General features: G+C 40.9%; 17 protein-coding genes. 4 read left to right on the top strand and 13 right to left on the bottom strand.

Features of this window, described 5'->3' with window-relative positions:
• Positions 1-405: 405 nt before the first annotated feature.
• Genes PHI47_RS14465 through PHI47_RS14450 form a run of 4 tightly spaced genes read right to left on the bottom strand, consistent with a single transcriptional unit; the run spans position 406 to position 8,050 of the window.
• The gene (locus PHI47_RS14465) at positions 406-1,218 is read right to left on the bottom strand and encodes an HDOD domain-containing protein (protein WP_299938979.1); all 813 of its coding nucleotides are present in this window, start codon (positions 1,216-1,218) and stop codon (positions 406-408) included.
• A gap of 38 nt (positions 1,219-1,256) precedes the next feature.
• The gene (locus PHI47_RS14460) at positions 1,257-2,156 is read right to left on the bottom strand and encodes a transglutaminase family protein (RefSeq protein ID WP_299938977.1); all 900 of its coding nucleotides are present in this window, start codon (positions 2,154-2,156) and stop codon (positions 1,257-1,259) included.
• Between the two features lie 3 nt (positions 2,157-2,159).
• Positions 2,160-4,631: a circularly permuted type 2 ATP-grasp protein gene (locus PHI47_RS14455; protein ID WP_299938982.1), complete on the bottom strand. Its 2,472-nt coding sequence runs from the start codon at positions 4,629-4,631 to the stop codon at positions 2,160-2,162.
• Positions 4,632-4,678: 47 nt separating this feature from the next.
• Positions 4,679-8,050 (bottom strand): DUF2126 domain-containing protein, encoded by a 3,372-nt coding sequence (locus PHI47_RS14450; RefSeq protein ID WP_299938975.1) that lies wholly within the window; start codon positions 8,048-8,050, stop codon positions 4,679-4,681.
• Between the two features lie 158 nt (positions 8,051-8,208).
• On the opposite strand from PHI47_RS14450, the gene PHI47_RS14445 reads away from it, so the two are divergent.
• From PHI47_RS14445 to PHI47_RS14435, 3 genes are all read left to right on the top strand, one after another.
• Positions 8,209-8,991 (top strand): MBL fold metallo-hydrolase, encoded by a 783-nt coding sequence (locus PHI47_RS14445; RefSeq protein WP_299938972.1) that lies wholly within the window; start codon positions 8,209-8,211, stop codon positions 8,989-8,991.
• A gap of 43 nt (positions 8,992-9,034) precedes the next feature.
• Positions 9,035-9,607 (top strand): alkylphosphonate utilization protein, encoded by a 573-nt coding sequence (locus PHI47_RS14440; protein WP_299938970.1) that lies wholly within the window; start codon positions 9,035-9,037, stop codon positions 9,605-9,607.
• A 156-nt stretch (positions 9,608-9,763) separates the two neighbouring features.
• Positions 9,764-10,861 carry an HD-GYP domain-containing protein gene (locus PHI47_RS14435; RefSeq protein ID WP_299938966.1) on the top strand — a complete coding sequence of 366 codons (1,098 nt, stop codon included), beginning with the start codon at positions 9,764-9,766 and terminating at the stop codon, positions 10,859-10,861.
• A gap of 14 nt (positions 10,862-10,875) precedes the next feature.
• On the opposite strand, the gene PHI47_RS14430 is transcribed toward PHI47_RS14435, so the two are convergent.
• Genes PHI47_RS14430 through PHI47_RS14420 form a run of 3 tightly spaced genes read right to left on the bottom strand, consistent with a single transcriptional unit; the run spans position 10,876 to position 12,539 of the window.
• Positions 10,876-11,670 (bottom strand): hypothetical protein, encoded by a 795-nt coding sequence (locus tag PHI47_RS14430; protein ID WP_299938963.1) that lies wholly within the window; start codon positions 11,668-11,670, stop codon positions 10,876-10,878.
• Positions 11,671-11,681: 11 nt separating this feature from the next.
• Positions 11,682-11,933: a hypothetical protein gene (locus tag PHI47_RS14425; protein ID WP_299938960.1), complete on the bottom strand. Its 252-nt coding sequence runs from the start codon at positions 11,931-11,933 to the stop codon at positions 11,682-11,684.
• A gap of 15 nt (positions 11,934-11,948) precedes the next feature.
• A complete protein-coding gene (locus PHI47_RS14420; RefSeq protein ID WP_299938958.1) occupies positions 11,949-12,539 on the bottom strand; it encodes a ParA family protein in 591 nt (196 codons plus the stop codon).
• Positions 12,540-12,685: 146 nt separating this feature from the next.
• On the opposite strand from PHI47_RS14420, the gene PHI47_RS14415 reads away from it, so the two are divergent.
• Positions 12,686-14,161, top strand: a complete 1,476-nt coding sequence (locus tag PHI47_RS14415) for a L,D-transpeptidase family protein (protein WP_299938956.1) — start codon at positions 12,686-12,688, stop codon at positions 14,159-14,161.
• Here the strand turns inward: PHI47_RS14415 and PHI47_RS14410 are convergent, their stop codons facing one another.
• The 6 genes from PHI47_RS14410 to PHI47_RS14385 all read right to left on the bottom strand — a co-directional run bounded on the left by PHI47_RS14410 (position 14,162) and on the right by PHI47_RS14385 (position 18,765).
• The gene (locus PHI47_RS14410) at positions 14,162-14,407 is read right to left on the bottom strand and encodes a hypothetical protein (RefSeq protein ID WP_299938953.1); all 246 of its coding nucleotides are present in this window, start codon (positions 14,405-14,407) and stop codon (positions 14,162-14,164) included.
• Positions 14,404-14,997, bottom strand: coding sequence for a hypothetical protein (locus PHI47_RS14405; protein WP_299938951.1), 594 nt, complete (start codon positions 14,995-14,997; stop codon positions 14,404-14,406). Before PHI47_RS14405 ends, PHI47_RS14410 begins: the two co-directional genes overlap by 4 nt.
• Positions 14,981-15,340, bottom strand: coding sequence for an ArsR family transcriptional regulator (locus PHI47_RS14400; RefSeq protein WP_299938948.1), 360 nt, complete (start codon positions 15,338-15,340; stop codon positions 14,981-14,983). Before PHI47_RS14400 ends, PHI47_RS14405 begins: the two co-directional genes overlap by 17 nt.
• A gap of 470 nt (positions 15,341-15,810) precedes the next feature.
• Positions 15,811-16,098, bottom strand: coding sequence for a hypothetical protein (locus PHI47_RS14395; protein ID WP_299938946.1), 288 nt, complete (start codon positions 16,096-16,098; stop codon positions 15,811-15,813).
• A 554-nt stretch (positions 16,099-16,652) separates the two neighbouring features.
• Positions 16,653-18,245 (bottom strand): caspase family protein, encoded by a 1,593-nt coding sequence (locus PHI47_RS14390; RefSeq protein WP_299938944.1) that lies wholly within the window; start codon positions 18,243-18,245, stop codon positions 16,653-16,655.
• Between the two features lie 64 nt (positions 18,246-18,309).
• Complete coding sequence (locus PHI47_RS14385; RefSeq protein WP_299938941.1) at positions 18,310-18,765, bottom strand: hypothetical protein; 456 nt, start codon at positions 18,763-18,765, stop codon at positions 18,310-18,312.
• Positions 18,766-18,878 lie beyond the last annotated feature (113 nt).

Here is an 18,878-nt window from a genome sequence, read left to right as displayed (position 1 = left end):
TAGGCACGCCGCCAGCGTTCACTCTGAGCCAGGATCAAACTCTCCATAATTGGTTTGTCCAATCCTATGACCCAAGATGTTAAAATCATTGGCTTCATAAATTGTTATCTATTTTACTTTTTGGTGATTGGTTAACCCAATCAAAGTAAATAGACGGTTGTTGTATTGTGTTGACATAAAGGTCAACGTCTTCGAGAAAGTCTCGAACCGTTTGACCTACTTAGTTTTCAATGATCTCAAACTCAAACTTAACCCTTCTTTCGAAGCGTCTCATCGTTTGTGGACGGGAATTATAGGGGATTTACTCTTAATTGTCAAGAGCGTTTTGAAAGAATTTCAATAAAAGTTGCTGATCTGTAAAAATCCTTTACAACCTCTTCTATATATATAGAATTTTTGATTTATTTATGCAAATTTTTCTCTAACACGCCGCGAAGCATTTAGAAAATGAATGCAGTCTCTTCCCATTTTAGTGACAATCTTGCATCCTGCTTCGATACTGCCATCACTTAACTGCTCTTTTATGTTTACAGCTGTGCGAACTGCTTGTATTGCCAGTACCATTTCGACTATATCTTTATCGATTTGATCTTCTTGATCTGCCTGTTCCATAAGGATCGAAAAAATATCTTCAAAATTCCAATGCTTAAAGAGCATTGCACTTACCTGTGCGGAGGTTACCTCCGCAAACTCTTTTTCTATTTCATCAACCGAATTGGTTTCCAGCATTTCACGAAAAAGTTCACCGTATGAACTTTCAGTCAGTTCTTTTGCAATGATCACTTTCCCGGTTTCCATCAAAAAGGCAAGCGGTATCATGATTTTTGAACGTTCGACATCAACACCCATATACCATTGAAACATCAAGGCATTTTGCATTGCACTGATTTTTGAAAATTTTTCGTTACTCAATCCGTACGGAGACATATCTATTTCAAAGTTCCGCTCCATAGATGCTTTTAGCGCAAACGCTCGAACGGTCCCCAGTCCAAATAAAGTAACGGCCTGCATCACTGAAATGATACGGTTTCTTAATCCGTATGCCGGAGAATTCACTTTTGCCAAAATATCGGCGGTCAGCAACGGATCTCCCTGAATAATAGAGACGATACTTTTCATATCCGGTTCACTCTTGCGAAAGGCTTCTTCAAGTTTTATCACTGATGCGGGAAAAGGAGGAAGAGATTGTATTTTAGTAATAATAGATTCAAATCCCATTCTTTTTACGCTCCATTGTCTATTTTCTCAATACGCTATCAGCTGCTTTTTTCACGTTCAACATCCACCATCACATCCAAATGACTCGAGCCGCTTCCGCTCACTACTCCCTGTATCGGAGAAATATCGCCATAATCACGGCCGTACCCCAAAACAATATGTTGATCCAGCGGAACCATATTGTTGGTCGGGTCAAAATCGAACCATCCGAATCCTGGGAAAAATACTGAAAACCACGCATGGGAGGCATCGGAACCAAAGAGTTTTTCCGAACCTTCAGGAGGAGTTGTTTCAATATACCCACTCATATAGCGTACACATAAACCGATCCCTCGCAATGCGGTCAATGCAAAGTGGGCAAAATCCTGACATACCCCTTTTTTTTCAGCGAATACGGTATCAACAGGTGTACTTAGATCACTAAAACCGCTCACAAAGGAAAAATCCTCATATATCCGCCCCATAAATTCACTAATACCCTCGTATAAAGAGCGTTCAGCTTTAATCGATTGCAGTGCATAATTTAACATATCAATAGATGCAATCGTCAAAAGCGGGCTTTTCAAGACAAATTGTTTTGCTTCGATGATTTCAGAAGTCAGGAACATCATCCGCTCTTGAGCCTGAGCATACGTAAGGGCCAAAACTCTGCGACGATTTTCCTGAAGCCGTTCCAGAGAATCAATATTAATCTCCACTCGTGATTGAGCGGCTACCTTGAGAATGTTATGAGGTTCTCTCACCAAGAGATGATGCAGATGATTTCCAAAAAAATCATCATAAGCCTCCCTTTCCGATACCATCGGTTCAATGCTCAAATCAAAGTTAAGTACTTTTTGGACTGCCGTGTCTCGCGGCTGGAGACGGATAAGATTATGGCTAAACCCAACCTCATGTTGATAAAAAAATCGGGTACTGTGGTAAATAGTATAAATCATTCTCTACTCATCATAATGTGCAAAATAGGTTTTGGATAACTCTGATGAAGCCAATAATAGCCGTGCAGAGAGTTCGGAGAGCAGTGTTTCAAGTTCTGCTCTAATGTATTCATCTTCCGGCAAAGAACAAAGAGTATCAATTTTACTAAGCCGTATCATTGAAAAAGCTTCGAAAATCGGTTCTTCATATCGGCTAAGATAGGTAGCATTTTTAAATTTCGGCAACTGAGGGAGGATTTTCATCAACCCTTCAATCTCACTGATCAATGATTTCGGGAAATTGATATCGAGCAATAAAAACTCAATGACATTGCGCATATTAAACGACGATCGATAACGGGCGCGGTACGCATTTAGACTCTCACACGTGCTGAGAAGCGTTTCTAGGATTTCGTATTCGCTCACAACATCGTGAACGGGGATTAATAACGTTCTGGCTTTGGAAATCAGAAGTTGAGATCGCTCAATACGTGCACCGATCTCGTACAACACCGATCCTTGTTCTGCGAATAAACTCTCTTGAATCAACTCTTTGTACGCCATCAACTGCATTAATAACTTATCAAGGTTATGAATCATATGGCGAGGATGTGCTTTGTCCTCTCGGCAGAATTGATTCCATTCTCGACTAAGATGTTCATAAATACGAGAAGCTTCGAGGGGAAGAAGACTTTTAGCATACGTATTCGTATTAGAGAGCATCGTAATAATCTGTGCCAGACTTCCCACCCGCATTGTATTAAAACTAACAGAAGCAATCTCATCAAATACAGTTATCGAACTATCCTTCTCCAAAAAGCCCGGATAGGTCATGGTTACATGAGTAAGGGCTTTGGTAAGCATGTCTTGTGTTTGACGGTTGGAAACATGATCATACCGTGAGGCATTTGTCATATATTTGAGAATGGTTCGGATCATTCGTGCGGTAATAATGGAACGCATGAGATAGCGCCCCAGCCAAAATAGATTTTCTGCCCGTAGACTCGGAATATTTTCAAAAGAGTTTTCAATCGCTGTTTTAGTATGAAAATGAGGTGTTAAAGGGACACTTTGAGATTCGCCCAAAACCCATAAGTCTTTACTACTCCCACCGAATTGGTTCGATACCATCAACGAATCATTGCTCATTCCGACCCGTACCAAAGCTCCCGGCATTAAGGTATAGGTATCATCCTGTGCAATCGTATAAGCTCGGATAACCGCTTTTCTGGGTTCTATATTCTCTTTAACCAGTGTTGGACAGCTCGCAAATTCAACTTCCTCTTGTCCGACATAGCGATGGGGTTGAGCGAGAATCTCCTGACGAAGGTCTTTGAGCTCTTTTTTAGACAATCTATTACCTACATAGGTATGTTTTTCTCCGATTCGGTCAATCGTTTTAATAATCAAACGATCAAGATTATCCAATACAAACTCCTGCTCTTTGGCTTGACCGCACCACCATGTAGCGATTTGCGGCAATATGAGTTCTTCATCCAAGAAGTAACGCGCCAAATGTGACATAAACGGATTTAATCCCACATTTTCCAGCACGCCGCTCCCTAATGGGTTAAGCATCTCTACCCCGCCGGATCGGATAGATTGGACTAAACCGGCAACACCGAGCTGTGAATCCGGACGAAGCTCCAACGGATCACAATACGTTTCATCCACACGGCGTAAAATAGTGTCTACCCGGCGGAGGCCTTTAAGGCTTTTGAGCCATACCGCTCCGTTTTTGGCAAGTAAATCCTGCCCCTGAACCAGTGTAAGCCCCAAAAATGAACTGAGATAGGCATGTTCAAAATAGGTTTCATTGTGCGGGCCAGGGGAGAGAAGAACATTTAGCGGCTCAATATTGCGTCCGGCGGTATCGCTTTGAAAAATCGATTTGAACGTTTCAAAAAAATCGTACAAACGTTTAACCGAAATCCCCTCAAACAAATCTTGCATCGCACTGTTCATCGTAAGACGGTTTTCAATCGCGTATCCGATACCCGAAGGGGCTTGAGTACGATCATTGATAACCCATATTTTTCCATCCGGTCCCCGCGCCATATCGGCAGCGTAAATCGTCAAGGGCATTTTCATCCCGTGCATTTCACGCATAAATCCGCCGTGCGCGTAGATTACCTCCATCGGGATTATTCCGTCTTTGATCGTTTTTTGTTCACCATAAATGTCTTGCAAGAGCAAATTAAAAAGTTTGCAGCGTTGTTTGAGCCCTTCTTCAACACTATTCCATTGGGATTCTTCTATGATCAGGGGAATCGGATCGAGTTTCCACGGGCGATTTAACCCCCCCGGATCATTATAAACGTTGTAGGTAACACCGTTATCTTCGAGGCGCCAATCAATCTCTTTTTGTTTGGAACACAATTGTTCTAACCCGATTCGTTCAAGATTAGTCCGCAAGGATTCCCAATGAGGGCGAATATTTCTTTCCTCATCATACATTTCATCGTACGATAAGCCTTGAGAATAGCGTTCAAACATCGAATCCAAACCGTTACCTTTTTATAACCAAGATAACGGATTTTACCCTATTGTGCATTAGGACTCCATTTTCGACGTAAATCAAGAGTGTGCGGATATTCCAGTGATCCCGGAAGTTCCTGATACGTAAACACTTTTTTCTGAGGATGATTCACAACTAGGCGTGAAGTCACTTCTTCGCCTCCACGTTCCTGTTCTCGAATGATAGGTTCATGTATTTCTTCCATATCCCCCTGAGTATGTCCAAATCCCCAGTAGCGGCTGATGCGGCGCGATTGTGCTTCGAGGGTGTTGACAGGGAAGGTATCATACGATCGTCCTCCCGGATGGGCGATGAAATAGGTAAAGCCTCCCATGGATCGACGGTTCCATGTATCGACAATATCAAAGACTAATGGAGTATCAACTCCGATTGTCGGATGGAGCGCCGACCACGGCTGCCATGCACGATACCGCACTCCTGAGACGTATTCACCCTCTACCCCAGTGGAAACAAGCGGAACACGCACTCCGTTACAGGTGAGGACATAGCGTTCGCTTACAAAATCACGTACCCGGACTTGTACCCTCTCCAACGAAGAGTCAACATAGCGAGCAGTCCCCTGAGAACTTGACTCTTCACCTAACACATTCCACGGCTCGATCCCTCCACGCAATTCGCAGTGAATCCCCTCGATCGTACTCATCCCGTACAACGGAAATCGAAACTCGAAAAACGGATCAAACCAGTCATTCTCAAACCCGTACCCCTCGGAACGTAAAAAGGCGACGATGTCACGTATGTCCTCACGGACATAATGCTCAATCAAAAATTTATCATGGAGCTGCGTTCCCCATCTCACCAGTTTATGTTTGTACGGTTTTTTCCAAAAGAGTGATACCAGTGTGCGAACCAATAACATCTGCATCAGTGACATTTGCGCATGTGGCGGCATTTCAAATCCACGAAGCTCTAAAATGCCCAGCCGCCCCGTAGAAGAGTCAGGGGAATAGAGTTTGTCGATACAAAACTCACTGCGGTGGGTATTTCCGGTCAAATCGGTGAGCATATGGCGAAAGAGTCGATCGGTGAGCCAAAACGGTACCTCTTCATTCTCAGGGATTTGGTTAAACGCGATTTCAAGTTCATACAGGTTTTCCAACCGACCCTCATCGACACGCGGTGCCTGAGAGGTAGGACCGATAAACTGCCCTGAGAAAAGATACGATAAACTCGGATGATGCTGCCAAAACGTAATCAATGAGCGTAAAAGATCAGGGTTTCGGAGCAACGGACTGTCACTCGGGGTGATTCCACCGATCGTGACATGATTTCCGCCCCCAGTACCGGATTGTTTTCCGTCTTGCATAAACTTGAGTGTTCCCAAACGAGACTGATGAGCTTCTTCGTAAAGGGTATCGATAACACCCGTAAGTTCTTGCCAGCTCGATGTCGGGTGAATGTTGACTTCGATCACGCCCGGGTCAGGGGTAACACGCATTTTCTCGATCCGTAAATCGTGAGGAGGTTCATACCCCTCGATCATCACTGCCATGTTCATCGCTTCCGCTGTCTCCTCAATCGAGGCAATCAGATCCAAAAAGGCTTCGGTATTGGTAATCGGTGGGAGAAAAATGAAAAGTTTCTTCTCACGTATCTCGATACTAATCGCCGTACGGACAAAGGTTTCATAATCGTGCGTTTTTTTCGTCTTTTTTGTCACTTTTGAAGCGCGTTCTTTTACGGCTGTGTGATATTCGCCTAACGAAGGGAAAGCCCCAAACAAATCAGGCTCAAAACTCTGTTCCAACTCGACATGCGGTTTATGGGTCAATGAATCCAGAGGAAGACGTAGCCCTACCGGAGAAGTACCCGGTGCTAGAAAAAGCTGTGTACGTCTGAATTCCCATCGGCAGGTGATCCATCGGGTTGTCCCCCAGTTCAGAGGAAGGACAAATCCCGCAGGCTTATCAATACCGTTGGAGAGACTATCAGCCAATGCACGGCGTTCCAAGGAGTCTTTTAATGTCGCTTTCATCGGATCAACATCGATCGGCAACAGTGACTCTTGAAGCAATGCCACGAGGGGATCGTTGTAGGCATTATGGATATTTTTATCGCTTATCCCTAGATTCAAACACAGCTTGGCTAAAAATTTCCGCGCATCCTCAGGGGTATAATCGAACGTCTGATCCAGACTGGCTAATAAATCGGGATTATTCCAGATCGGCTGACCGTCTTTACGCCAGATAATCGTCGACATCCATCTAGGTAACGGCTCGCCCGGGTACCATTTGCCTTGCGCATGATGGAGTAATCCCCCTTTGCCGAACGTTTTGAGCAATCGCCGTGAAAGGACATTGGCGAGTTCACGCTTGTGAGGGCCGTCGGCTTCGGTATTCCATTCGGGTGATTCCATATCATCAATAGAGACAAACGTCGGTTCCCCCCCCATCGTGAGACGGACATCATTATCCATCAACTCTTTATCGACCTGATAACCCAGTTGATCGATCGCTTCCCACTGTTCTCCACGATAAGGCTTTGTAACACGCGGCGATTCAAAGACTCTTGTCACTGTGTTTGAGTAGGTAAATTCTACCTCACATTTATCCATCCCCCCCTCTACCGGCGCGGCACTCTCAGGATTGGGGGTACAGGCCAGAGGAATATGCCCCTCTGCGGCAAACAGCCCGCTCGTGGCATCCAGACCGATCCATCCGGCACCCGGAATATAAACTTCCGTCCATGCATGCAAGTCGGTAAAATCTTCCGCCGGGCCGCTCGGACCGTCAAGCGATTTGACATCTGCAGAGAGTTGTACAAGATATCCCGATACAAAACGTGCCGCAAGCCCAAGATGGCGAAGCACCTGAACAAAAAGCCAGGCAAAATCGCGGCACGAGCCCGTTTTGCCTTTAAGAGTTACAGCACACGTTTGGACTCCGGGCTCCATTCTGAGGGTATAATTTAGAAACTGATGGATCTTTATATTCAACTCTACCAAAAAATCATTAATCGACCGTGGAGTCAAATCGATGGAATTGACAAATTCGTTAAGACGTTTCCCTCTTTCGGTAATCTTCAGATAGGGGATCAGCTCTTTTTTGAGCTCTTTTTTATATTTAAACGGAAAATTGGTCGCATACTCTTCGACGAAAAAATCAAACGGGTTAATACTGACCAGCTCTGCTAACACTTCAACATCGATGGAAAGTTCTGTTGTCTTCTCCGGAAAAACGATCCGTGCGAGATAGTTACCAAACGGATCTTGCTGCCAATTGATAAAATGATCATCGGGCTTGATATTCAGCGAATAAGCTTCGATTGGGGTGCGGCTATGAGGTGCGGGACGAAGGCGAATCACATGAGGAGAAAGATTGATCGGGCGGTCAAAAGTATAATGGGTTTTATGAGATAGAACAACTTTGAGCGACATCGGATTCCTTTGCGCAACGTAGGTAAAATATCAGTAAGGATAACACAACTTGATCCAAAATATCGCACATTGGATGCTTATAAAACGATCAAACATATTTAAAACGCAAATTCAAACGATTTAGATTATAATTTAATTTCATATGTAAGGGTGAGCGAATGGAAAGCATAAATTTTTTAGGTACCGGCGGTACGCGAACACCGACACAGGGGACAACCTGCCTGCATGTAAGCGATCATTGTGTTATTGATGCCGGAAATTTGATCAATACCTTCGGTGATGATGTTTTTACCATTGAACATATTTTTCTAACCCATTCGCATCTCGATCATATTATCGACATCCCCTTTCTCGCCGATCTCTTCGTTACACAAAAAAAAGTTTCTCTGAAAATCTATGGTCTGAAATCTACTCTTGATGATTTGCGCCAATTTATCTTTAACCATCGTGTCTGGCCAAACTTTGAAGAAATCACCCTCATCGGCCATACTGAAAAAACCATCGAACTGATCGAATTGGAACTCGAAACTCCTTATACCATCGATGATATTTCGTTAACCCCGTTTAAAACGGATCACACGGAGGGAAGTTGCGGTTATATCATCGAAAAAAATGGAGTAGGTATTTTATTTACCGCTGATACCTATCGATGCGATCGAATTTGGGCATTGCTGGAGGAACGTCCCAATATCCATACTCTCGTTACCGAAGTTTCCTTCCCTTCCGAATTTGCAAAATTAGCAAAAGACAGTAAACATCTCACCCCTGCCCTCCTCGCAGATGAGCTGAAAAAATGTAAAAGAGATGATTTTTCTCTCTATGTCATGCACCTAAAAGCACTTTTTGTCAAACCCATCATCGAAGAATTACATGATCTCCAGCTACTTCGCAACGGAGGGAAAGTCCTCATCGATGGTGACAGGGTAAATTACATACAGTGAGCAATACGCTATAATACGCTTATTAATTAAGTAAGGTGTTATTATGAGTATTGAACAAACATTGACTGAGCGAAGCGGGAATATTTGCGAATTGTGCGGAGCGACAGAGGGATTAAGCGCTTATGAAGTGGCTCCGAGTGATGCTTCATCGGATCAATCGATCTATATCTGCGAAACCTGTAAAAGCCAAATTGAAAACCCACAAAACTTAGATACTGATCACTGGCGCTGTCTCTCTGACAGTATGTGGAGCCAAGTTCCAGCGGTACAAGTAATGGCTTATCGTCTTCTCAGTGCACTCGGTGATCAAGACCAGCTCGATATGATGTACCTCGAAGACGATGTGAAAGCATGGGCGCAAGCAGGAATGTTGAACACGGCGTCTAATGATGATGGTGGAGCAGTCGTTCAACGCGATAGCAATGGCACCATCCTTGCCGAAGGGGATACTGTAACCCTTATCAAAGACCTCGAAGTCAAAGGGGCAGGATTCACCGCAAAACGGGGAACCATCGTAAAAAATATCCGTCTTACCGATGATGCACGATTCATCGAGGGCAAAATCAACGGCAGTACGATCGTCCTCGTTGCCGCATTTATGAAAAAGTCCAATTAATATTTTTTAGACTTCATTGCTTTAAACCCCTTACGGGGCTAAGGCCCCCATTCTGAATCAAACTGTATTAGTCCATCAAATTAACTTTCCAATGTACTTGACAAACAATAAGTTCCTCGATATATTATTCATAAATATAATAAGAGAGTAGCTGTCATGGACTATAAAAATATTAGTCAGCAAGTTGTCAACGTTCATGAACAGTTAAGGCTGGAATGGCCTCATCTCAAACACATTGCTATCGGGTTTTACGAAACAGAAACAGATGAATTGCATCTGTTTACCAATCCCGCTGGATCTGATTCAACCCTTGTACAATATAAACGTCCGCTTTCTCTTTTTCCTGCCGTTGAATCCACTGCAAAAAATAAAACTCCGGAAATCATCGATGAACTATCACTTTTTAGCGATATCGATGATCCATCCGGTCATATTATTAATACTTATTTTCGTTCCAGTTTTACCGTTCCGATGTCTCAGCAAAATGGCCAATTATTAGGATTTATTTTTTTTGATGCAAGTGAAAGAGAATTTTTCACCAAACCGATACGCGATCATCTCACCGTCTATACCCGACTGATCAGTTCTATGATCATGTCGAGTATTTTACCGCTTAAAATGCTTCAGTCCGCCGTTGTTATGACCCAGAAAATGACCCGATTTAAAGATGAAGAAACAGCTAATCATATTGCGAGGGTTGCCCATTATTCCCGTATGATCGCAGAGTCTTTGGCTAAAACCCATAATCTCAGTGAGGAATTCATCAACTATATTTTGCTGTATGCACCGCTTCACGACATCGGAAAAGTGGGAATACCTGATTATATATTGCTCAAACCTGGACGACTTGACATTGATGAGTATTCGATAATGCAGACGCATGTGGTCAAAGGGGTAGAAATTATCGACATACTCCTCTCCAGTTTCGATTTAAGTGATTATGATCATACCGAAATGCTACGCAACATTACAGGCTATCACCATGAGCGCCTCAACGGAACCGGCTATCCCTACCGCCTGAGTGGTTCAGAAATTCCGATTGAGAGTCGTATCGTGGCTGTTGCAGACGTATTTGACGCGATGAGCAATCCTCGTCCCTACCATAAAGGGCGAAGTATTGAAGAAACATTTGATTATTTACAGTCCGAATCCGGAGTGCTTTTTGATCCGGCCTGCATAAAAGCCTTACTTGAGCGAAAAGAAGAAGTGTATGAAATCAGAAAAGTGTTTGTTCCGGACACCTATCCTCTTTAATTCAGAAAATTTCTTTACTGTTCCAACTGTACGGCCAACTCCGAATAAATACGCGCTTTAGCAATATTATAACGATGTGATTGTCCGCTCTTTTCCAATGAAACTATTTTTTGATTAAGCTGAATCATACGCGCATTAATGGAGTTGCGATTTTGAACCACGTTCTTTTTATCCTCACCGCTTGACTGTGATAACCCTGCAAAATTTTTCGCCTGGTTGACATAATTTCCTGTCGTATCAAGTGCATCGGAAATACTCTGTGTCGTTGCCGCCATCATCTCCGTCGATGCCGAGATCTCTTTCAGCGAATTTTCGAGATTTTTCGCATCATTCAGGAGTTTAGTATCTGCATATATTGCTAGCTTGGATATCTCAGCGGCGCTTGCTTGTGTACGGTTCAGCTTATCGAAATTGGAGAGAAAATACTCCGTGCTATTTTTGTACTTATTCAGCGTACTTGCGGCACTGCCGAGATTTAATACCGTTTTAGAGATTAGTTTTGTTGTATTGCAAACCTCTCCGGCATAAGGGATGGGTAAAAACCGGACAACATTACTGATATAGACGCTCGATTTTATCATATCCGCATAGTTATCAACGGTCCCTTTCATCGTACTGATAAATCCTTCGAACGATTCGATGTTCTTTTTGTCTTCACGTAAGAGTTTTGCCACCTTTTCGAGGTGGTCATACCCGTATGCGTTAAGCTGTGAAGCACTCATGCACGCTTTTTGCGGTGTGACTTCAGGCTGAGGAGCACACCCTGTGAACATAACCAAGGCTATTGCTAAAATAAGTGAACGTTGCATATTTTTTCCTTTCATATCATCCCCATCTCTTTAAGTGCTCTGCGGATTGCTCCTGCGATCGATTCCCCCGTCTTGGAGACATACAGATCGATTTTCTCTTTTTCTGTTTTGGTCAAGGTTAAAAAAACTTTCTCACTTTGTTTGACCTCGTCATTTTTTTTCGGTCGTCCCCCCGGATGTTTTGCCATCTGGATCTCTTTATGGGTAGAGCGTTCCCGCTGTGTTACCCGCGCAGCAAACTTGTTCTCTTTAATCTCTTCCATTTAGTTCACCCCCTTTTATACGTTTTCGTATTCGCGAATTTTCTCGTGCAACCCACGGATTAGATTGGAACTCTTTTTATACGCATAAGCTTTGATACCCCCCTGCTGTGAGAGATCGATGATCGAGCGATTTTCATTGATCGCTGTTTGAAGCGCCACACTCATCGGAATCGGAAACATCTCGATCTCGAATCCCAACGTCTCTTCGAAGACGAATTTTGCATCATTAATATCGTTCTCTTTCTGGCTCATGTTCGGCACCATCAAAATCGGTTTGTTCGCCGATGCGACCCGTACCAACGTATCCACCGTCCCCTGAATCGTCTCCAGTGTCGGGATAAACGGGATAATAATCAAATCCGAATAGCCAATCGCCTGATCGAGTTTGATATCATCAAACCCTCCGAAATCAAAAATGGTTTCATTGGAAGGTTGTTCTAAATGCTTTTGCTGAATATCGATCCGCTCCACCCGCTCCGGTAGCCGATCCGAGAGTGACCCATAGGGATCGATCTCGCACCCGTGAAATCCGAATCCCGAAATGAGCTGATGGGCAATCATCGATTTACCCACTCCCCCTTTAAAATTGACAATCGTAATATTCATCTATTTCCTTAAAGTATATAACTGTTAATTACAGTATTTTACCTATAATAAATAGATAAAGTCAAGTTTTGAACTGTATTTATCTACTATTTTAATGGAGGTTTTTATGCTATAGTTTCTCCACTAAAATGACTAAATTAAGCCCCATGAAAACATCCATCCTCACATTAGCGCGTGTGTTCGCCATCGCCATATTCTTGCTCAGCAGCAGTGCATGGAGCGATGAAATACCACCTCCCTTTTGTGCGCAGTTAATTGAGTTAAAAAAATCTCCCCGCTTCGACCGTTTGACCCGAGCAATTGAAACGGCACAGTTTTACAACCGACGATGCGAAGGTTCCGAATCGATCGCATGGTTGGATGAAAACGGTACGTTGACACCGGATGCAACCGAACTGCTTGATACCATCGACCGTTCCTACGACGAGGGACTAAATCCGCAGCGCTATCATCGAGATGAAATTTCCCAAGCGCTTGAGCAACTCAAAAATAATGAATTCATACCACCTGAATCACTCTTTTGGCTCGATATTCTCCTGAGCGATGCCTATATGACACTGGCAAAAGATCTCAATGAAGGCCTTAGCGAATGGGATGAGCTGCGCAGCTACAAAACAGCTAAAGGAGAAAAGTTCGAGTGGGATCGCCCCTCAATCGAACCAATCTCCTATCCTGAGTATCTGGCCGAATATTTAAAATTCCACCGTATAGCCCGTTCCCTCACATCGCTCTCTCCCGATTACGAGGAGTACCGTCGTCTACGTGATGCGTTACACGCGTTTCGCTCTGCCGCAGCAAACGAGCCCGGGAAAATAAATGGTTCCACCTCTCAAAAGCTCATCGAAAAACTGCTGATCAATCTCGACAGGTTCCGATGGCTCCCACGAGGAATCGAAAAAAACGGCACTTATATCGATGTCAACATCCCCTCCTTTACCCTGAGAGTCGTCGATCACGGATATGAAATCTTGCGCATGAAAACCATCGTCGGAAGATCCGAACGTCCTACTCCCATCTTGTATAGCAAAATCTCTTATGCGGTGCTAAACCCCTCGTGGACAGCACCGCAAACGATCATACGTAAAGACATTCTCGAAAGCAAAGATATCTCCGCTTTTCTCCAAAGTCACGATATACGGGTCTATGAGCGTATCGGAGGCGAACTCTACGAGGTCGATCCCTCCCAGATCGATTGGAGTCTCTACGCGGGAAAAAAACAAAGTCCCTATACCTTTAAAACCGATGCGGGAGACACTAACCCGTTGGGAAAAGTGAAATTTTTGTTTCCAAACAGCCATTTCGTCTATCTGCACGGCACCAATACCCCCGCACTGTTTAAAAAAACAAACCGCGCACTGAGTTCAGGATGTATTCGCCTAAGCTCCCCGCAAAAGCTGTACGATTATCTCATGGATCGATGGGAAAATCCCGTGGATAAAAATACCGATACCCCAGAAGAACCTGATACCTCCGTACATCTGCAAAAAAAGCTTCCGATATTTCTACGCTATATGACCATCAGCGCGGATCAAAACAGCACGGTAACGGTCTATAATGATATTTACGGTTATGATGAAGCGCAATGGGCGATACTGAAGAAAAAAGGGGTGAGGGGAGAGTAATTATGACTGGGCGGCTTGTCGCTCTTTCTCTTTGTTCGTATGCGTGATATCATGCCACCCTTTGCCTTTGATCGACACGAAGACGATTGTATACGATTCGATCACGACTAGCTGAGGCTTCCCATCCACCATCATTTCGACTTTACGTTTAACGGAGGGTTCATTATCTCTGATAACCGCCATAGTGCCATCCCTGAGTTTGACGAGAGTGTCTCGTTTGAGTTGTTTAGTGGTATGTTCTTTCATGAGGGTATGATAGCATTAGGATCGTTAGGGAGAAATACAGAAATCTTTGTTTCAAGAATTTTGAAATATTGTGATTTGAACTCAGAGAATTTTTCAGACATTCCCTCCCTGTTAGACCACTCTTCGATATTATTCATATCAAATTCATTCTTTTCGGCTATCCAAAGAGCTTGATCCAGTGTTCGTTCAGATTTCCAAAAATAATATGCGGCAAGGCGATCTTTAATAGCATCGGTAGGGGTTAAAATTCGTAAGACACCAGCTTCGGTGTCAATCTCAGCAACATTTTTAATAATTTCATCACCTACAGCCGGTGGACCACTTGGAAATTCAATAGCATATGTTGCATCTTCGTGATAAAAGTATCGACCCTCCTGCTTGAACCCAAGTTCCAACATAATTGAAACAATCTTTTTGTGATCCTCGTTGTATTGATTAATAAGATCAATATCCATTGATGTATATGCACCACAGCTATATATCTCAGTACAAAAACCACCTGAAAGAGTTGTCAAAATCCCTTTTTGCTTCAATGAATCACAGACATATGCGGCAAGCTCAAGTGAACTCATTTCAGCTATTGATTTCATTTACATTCCTCTCAAATGTAGGCTTATTTTTACGACGTGGTGCAACTTTTGCTTTTGTCAGTCTTTCAATTAAATCGGGCTTGTAAGTGCCACGAACTTTTAACAAAAGAGCCTTTAGCTCTCCTAAAAAATAATATCTCGGATTATATTCATACACTCGTGCTTTTCCAATTTGAAAACTAACTAACACACCACCAATTTCAAGTGATTCAAGCTGTTTGATGATTTGGCTTGGCTTTGTTCCGTAAAAATTAGCGATTTCAGATGCATAACCTTTCTCTTTAGCGAGAATATACTGAAGAACATTCTCTTTGTCTTTTGAACCAAATAGCACTTCAATCATTATATCTCCTTTATAGTCTTTAATAACTATATTATAGTATATATTAACTAAAATATAGGTGTAATAAAAAATTCCTCTCCCTCCCATTTACCCATTTGGGAGTTTACAACCATTTTTCGTATCCGCATTCCCACTTAGAAATTGGAGATGATAGAACAGCTCGACCATTATTTAAGAAATCAGCTACGAATCATCAAAAAAACTGCCTCCTATTTTTTACTAACATTTTTTTCATATTCCGCAATAAATTTATTGGGAAATTCGATATGTACATGAGTATATGTTTGACTATCGCCACTCAATAATATGATAGATATAGCCGAGAGGATAAGATAAACAATTTTGAGTTTCATACCAAAATAATAGTGCATTGTATTTTTTCCTTATTGTAATTTTTAGTTTTGTGAATGCCAAATATGGCAAAACGTAAAAACGGTTTATCGATTTCTAAAAATTAGAATAGGAATGTATTAAGGGCGTGAAGTAAGGATTTTGTAATAGGTAGTTTGCAGGAGGATATTTTCGGTGATGAAGTGAGTTTTATAATCGAATTGTTTGAGGTTGCAAAGGATTTTGATCATAATCGCTTTGATCTTTCGGTACAGTTGAAGCGATGGTTTTTTAGCTTTTGCTTCATTTATAGCCTGTTTGTCTGCACGGCATAAATGATGGACTGAGGATAGTTCTAATATTGCATTATGCAGCTTTTCACGGATAACTGTGATATCTACGAGACGCGTACCAATGATAATATTCATATTATTCCCTCCTTTTAAAATTCGCATTTTTTAAAATGTTTACCAATATTATGCCACAATCCTATCAATACAACGCAATTTCCTCTATATAACGGCATTTTATTTTATTGCTAACTAATCAGATAAACCCTTTTTAGCTTTAACTTAATCATGATAATCTGCCCTCCATTGCATAAGTTCTACATAAAAATGGGACAGGCTACTTTTTTTAGGATAAAGGCAAGCACATATGGCTCAATTTAAACTTACAAGAGATAAAAGAAGTGGAGAAAGTGCCTGAAATAGGCTAAAAATTTGGTGGAGGCGTCCTCTATCAAACAAAAGCCAAAACATGATACTTTTAAGGCTATATAAGAAATAAACTACATTAAAAACCACATTAGTAGTATTCTCATACAAATCAAAACTCAAAATCTATATCAAAATATTCGTATTATCTTAACATAGATTTTCCATAGTCAAGTTTAGCAACTCATTGACTATAAACTTTCATAGTTTGCCAAAGTGAAGATTGAATACCTCGCATCTATTCTTCAAGAACATCAATTATAAATTCATTCAGGAAATAAAAGTTTTGAATTTAAATGCCCAAGAAAGAAGTTATGTTCTTCGAAAATCAATTCCTCATCCCAATCAATCCCCATAATCAAATTTAAATGCAGTTTCTCTTTTAATTGAAACGCTGGCATTGAATCCAAAATTATTTTTAATTCTAAATATGTTAACCATTCTGATTTATCAGGTAGTAGATTGTACCTTTTATCTACTCCGATAAACTGTTTACTCGTATAACAATATCCCGTCAAAATATATTCATCTGTAGATTTTATGTATTTTTCAAAATCATCATTTTCATAAATATTATCAATTTCAATTTTTACATATGCCTCATGGGAAAAAGATGATACATGTTTTTTCATCAATTCTTGCAATTGCCCTAAAGTTGGGTATTTTAAAGGTGGGGCTTTTATCATATCTATTAAATTAGAATGAAAAACACCTGAATTTTGATTATCTGTTGAATGAATATGCCATAAAATAGTTGGCCATGAAATTAATTCAGATGCAGCAATACGTTCACCAAAATTAATTGAAAAATAAAGCTCTGAAGGCATAGGAGCATTTTGTGCACTTTCTAAAACATGACTATTTGAGAAACATCCATACTCAGAGTGATTTTCTAAAAAATTTTCTATTGTAATCATACCAAATCCATAATCCACATTTCCGCCGGAAGTAACACATAGCAGTGGTTCAATGATATTATCATTCCTTAAAACTTCTAAACAAAATGGTCTATCACCATGTCCTTCACTACATAAAGCTCCAAGAACACTAATTAGCTCTTCCCAACTAGATACTCGGTTAATATATTTATGGTTAAAATTATCTTCATGTTTATATTCTGAAATTTCAAATTTGGAAACATCCCTAAAGACTGTTGGTAATCCTTTGATTTCATCTTGCTTTGTGTCAAAATCAAAATTACCAATGATTGAATTAGAAATCCATGGCATCTGTTTCTCTTGACTCTCAATAAATACATTTTCTCGAACCAATTTAAATCTTTCATCAAAACTTAATCCAACTATATTTAGTGCATTTAATAAATGACTTGTATAGAGACCATTTCTATAATTGCAACTTGTATCAGAAGCTGTTTTCCCGGGAGATGTTGCAAACGCGATACAGCTTCCTCGCGATACGATTGTTTCTGCCAAACCAGATGAAGATAAAGAACGATGATTGCTAAAAGGATTATTTCTACATGCATCTAAAATTATTATATTAGTATTGTTTTTATTTTTTTCGAGTCTTTCTAATAATTCATCTAAAGGATATGCACTGTATTTAATATGTGTTTCATCGGAAAATGTTTGCCCAACTGGTAATAAATAATTCTTCCCATCAATTTGAACTCCATGCCCAGCAAAATAAAACAATACTATATGTATACCATCATTTATGCTATCAACAAAAGTACGTATAGCCCTATCCATTACATCATTTTTTAAATCATGATACATAGTCACTTCAAAGTTTTTTATGGCGAGTAAAGATGCAATGTCTTCCGCATCATTATGTGGTGTTATGAGTGGCTTCTCTATATAATTTGTATTGCCAATAACCAAAGCTTTTCTTGACAAAAATATCCTTTATTTAAATTATTCTTTTTTACTTTACATATTCTTGTCTATCGTTCAATTTAGTTCATAAAATATACCGATTATTTTCATTAAGAATAAATCTCAACCTTGTAAAAATGAACCCTAAAACTCCTGCAAAAAAAGTATAAAGTGCAAATTTATACTCTGTATTTAATTTTTCCCAACGACTTAAATTCGCTCTGTTTTCATTAACATATATTGCATGTGCAGTACCGGTAAACTTTAAAAAACCTTCGTCTGTGATCTGCCCTGTTATCTTAGCTTTATTTACAAAAATATTGCTAGAAGATATGCTTTGTTTATATTCATTTTCATCTATGTATAACTCTTGAAGATGTGCGTTAATATTAAGCAATTTAAATTGAGCATTATTAAAATATGTAGAAAGTTCATTTCTATCTATTTCATTAACATTCATCGAACCGGTGAATCCATAAATATGAGTTTCATCTGAATTACTACTCTTTGGAAATATGATATTAGTTGCTGTAAATTTCACTCCCATGTTTCCAGTCATTTCACTTTTATGTTTCCACCCGTTTCACAAACATGTTTCCACCTATTTCACTCGAAGTTTCCATTTGGAAGCAGTGCGTGAAACGAATAGGAGTT

The sequence above is a fragment of the Sulfuricurvum sp. genome (assembly GCF_028713855.1).
GTDB lineage: Bacteria > Campylobacterota > Campylobacteria > Campylobacterales > Sulfurimonadaceae > Sulfuricurvum.
The sequence above is the reverse complement of the archived record's forward strand: the minus strand, read 5'-3'. Positions and strand labels throughout refer to the sequence as shown.

Excerpts from the sequence above, each read along its gene's own strand:
- PHI47_RS14465 (WP_299938979.1), bottom strand. The coding sequence starts at position 1,218 with ATGGGATTTGAATCTATTATTACTAAAATACAATCTCTTCCTCCTTTT.
- PHI47_RS14460 (WP_299938977.1), bottom strand. The coding sequence starts at position 2,156 with ATGATTTATACTATTTACCACAGTACCCGATTTTTTTATCAACATGAG.
- PHI47_RS14455 (WP_299938982.1), bottom strand. The coding sequence starts at position 4,631 with ATGTTTGAACGCTATTCTCAAGGCTTATCGTACGATGAAATGTATGAT.
- PHI47_RS14450 (WP_299938975.1), bottom strand. The coding sequence starts at position 8,050 with ATGTCGCTCAAAGTTGTTCTATCTCATAAAACCCATTATACTTTTGAC.
- PHI47_RS14445 (WP_299938972.1), top strand. The coding sequence starts at position 8,209 with ATGGAAAGCATAAATTTTTTAGGTACCGGCGGTACGCGAACACCGACA.
- PHI47_RS14440 (WP_299938970.1), top strand. The coding sequence starts at position 9,035 with ATGAGTATTGAACAAACATTGACTGAGCGAAGCGGGAATATTTGCGAA.
- PHI47_RS14435 (WP_299938966.1), top strand. The coding sequence starts at position 9,764 with ATGGACTATAAAAATATTAGTCAGCAAGTTGTCAACGTTCATGAACAG.
- PHI47_RS14430 (WP_299938963.1), bottom strand. The coding sequence starts at position 11,670 with ATGCAACGTTCACTTATTTTAGCAATAGCCTTGGTTATGTTCACAGGG.
- PHI47_RS14425 (WP_299938960.1), bottom strand. The coding sequence starts at position 11,933 with ATGGAAGAGATTAAAGAGAACAAGTTTGCTGCGCGGGTAACACAGCGG.
- PHI47_RS14420 (WP_299938958.1), bottom strand. The coding sequence starts at position 12,539 with ATGAATATTACGATTGTCAATTTTAAAGGGGGAGTGGGTAAATCGATG.
- PHI47_RS14415 (WP_299938956.1), top strand. The coding sequence starts at position 12,686 with ATGAAAACATCCATCCTCACATTAGCGCGTGTGTTCGCCATCGCCATA.
- PHI47_RS14410 (WP_299938953.1), bottom strand. The coding sequence starts at position 14,407 with ATGAAAGAACATACCACTAAACAACTCAAACGAGACACTCTCGTCAAA.
- PHI47_RS14405 (WP_299938951.1), bottom strand. The coding sequence starts at position 14,997 with ATGAAATCAATAGCTGAAATGAGTTCACTTGAGCTTGCCGCATATGTC.
- PHI47_RS14400 (WP_299938948.1), bottom strand. The coding sequence starts at position 15,340 with ATGATTGAAGTGCTATTTGGTTCAAAAGACAAAGAGAATGTTCTTCAG.
- PHI47_RS14395 (WP_299938946.1), bottom strand. The coding sequence starts at position 16,098 with ATGAATATTATCATTGGTACGCGTCTCGTAGATATCACAGTTATCCGT.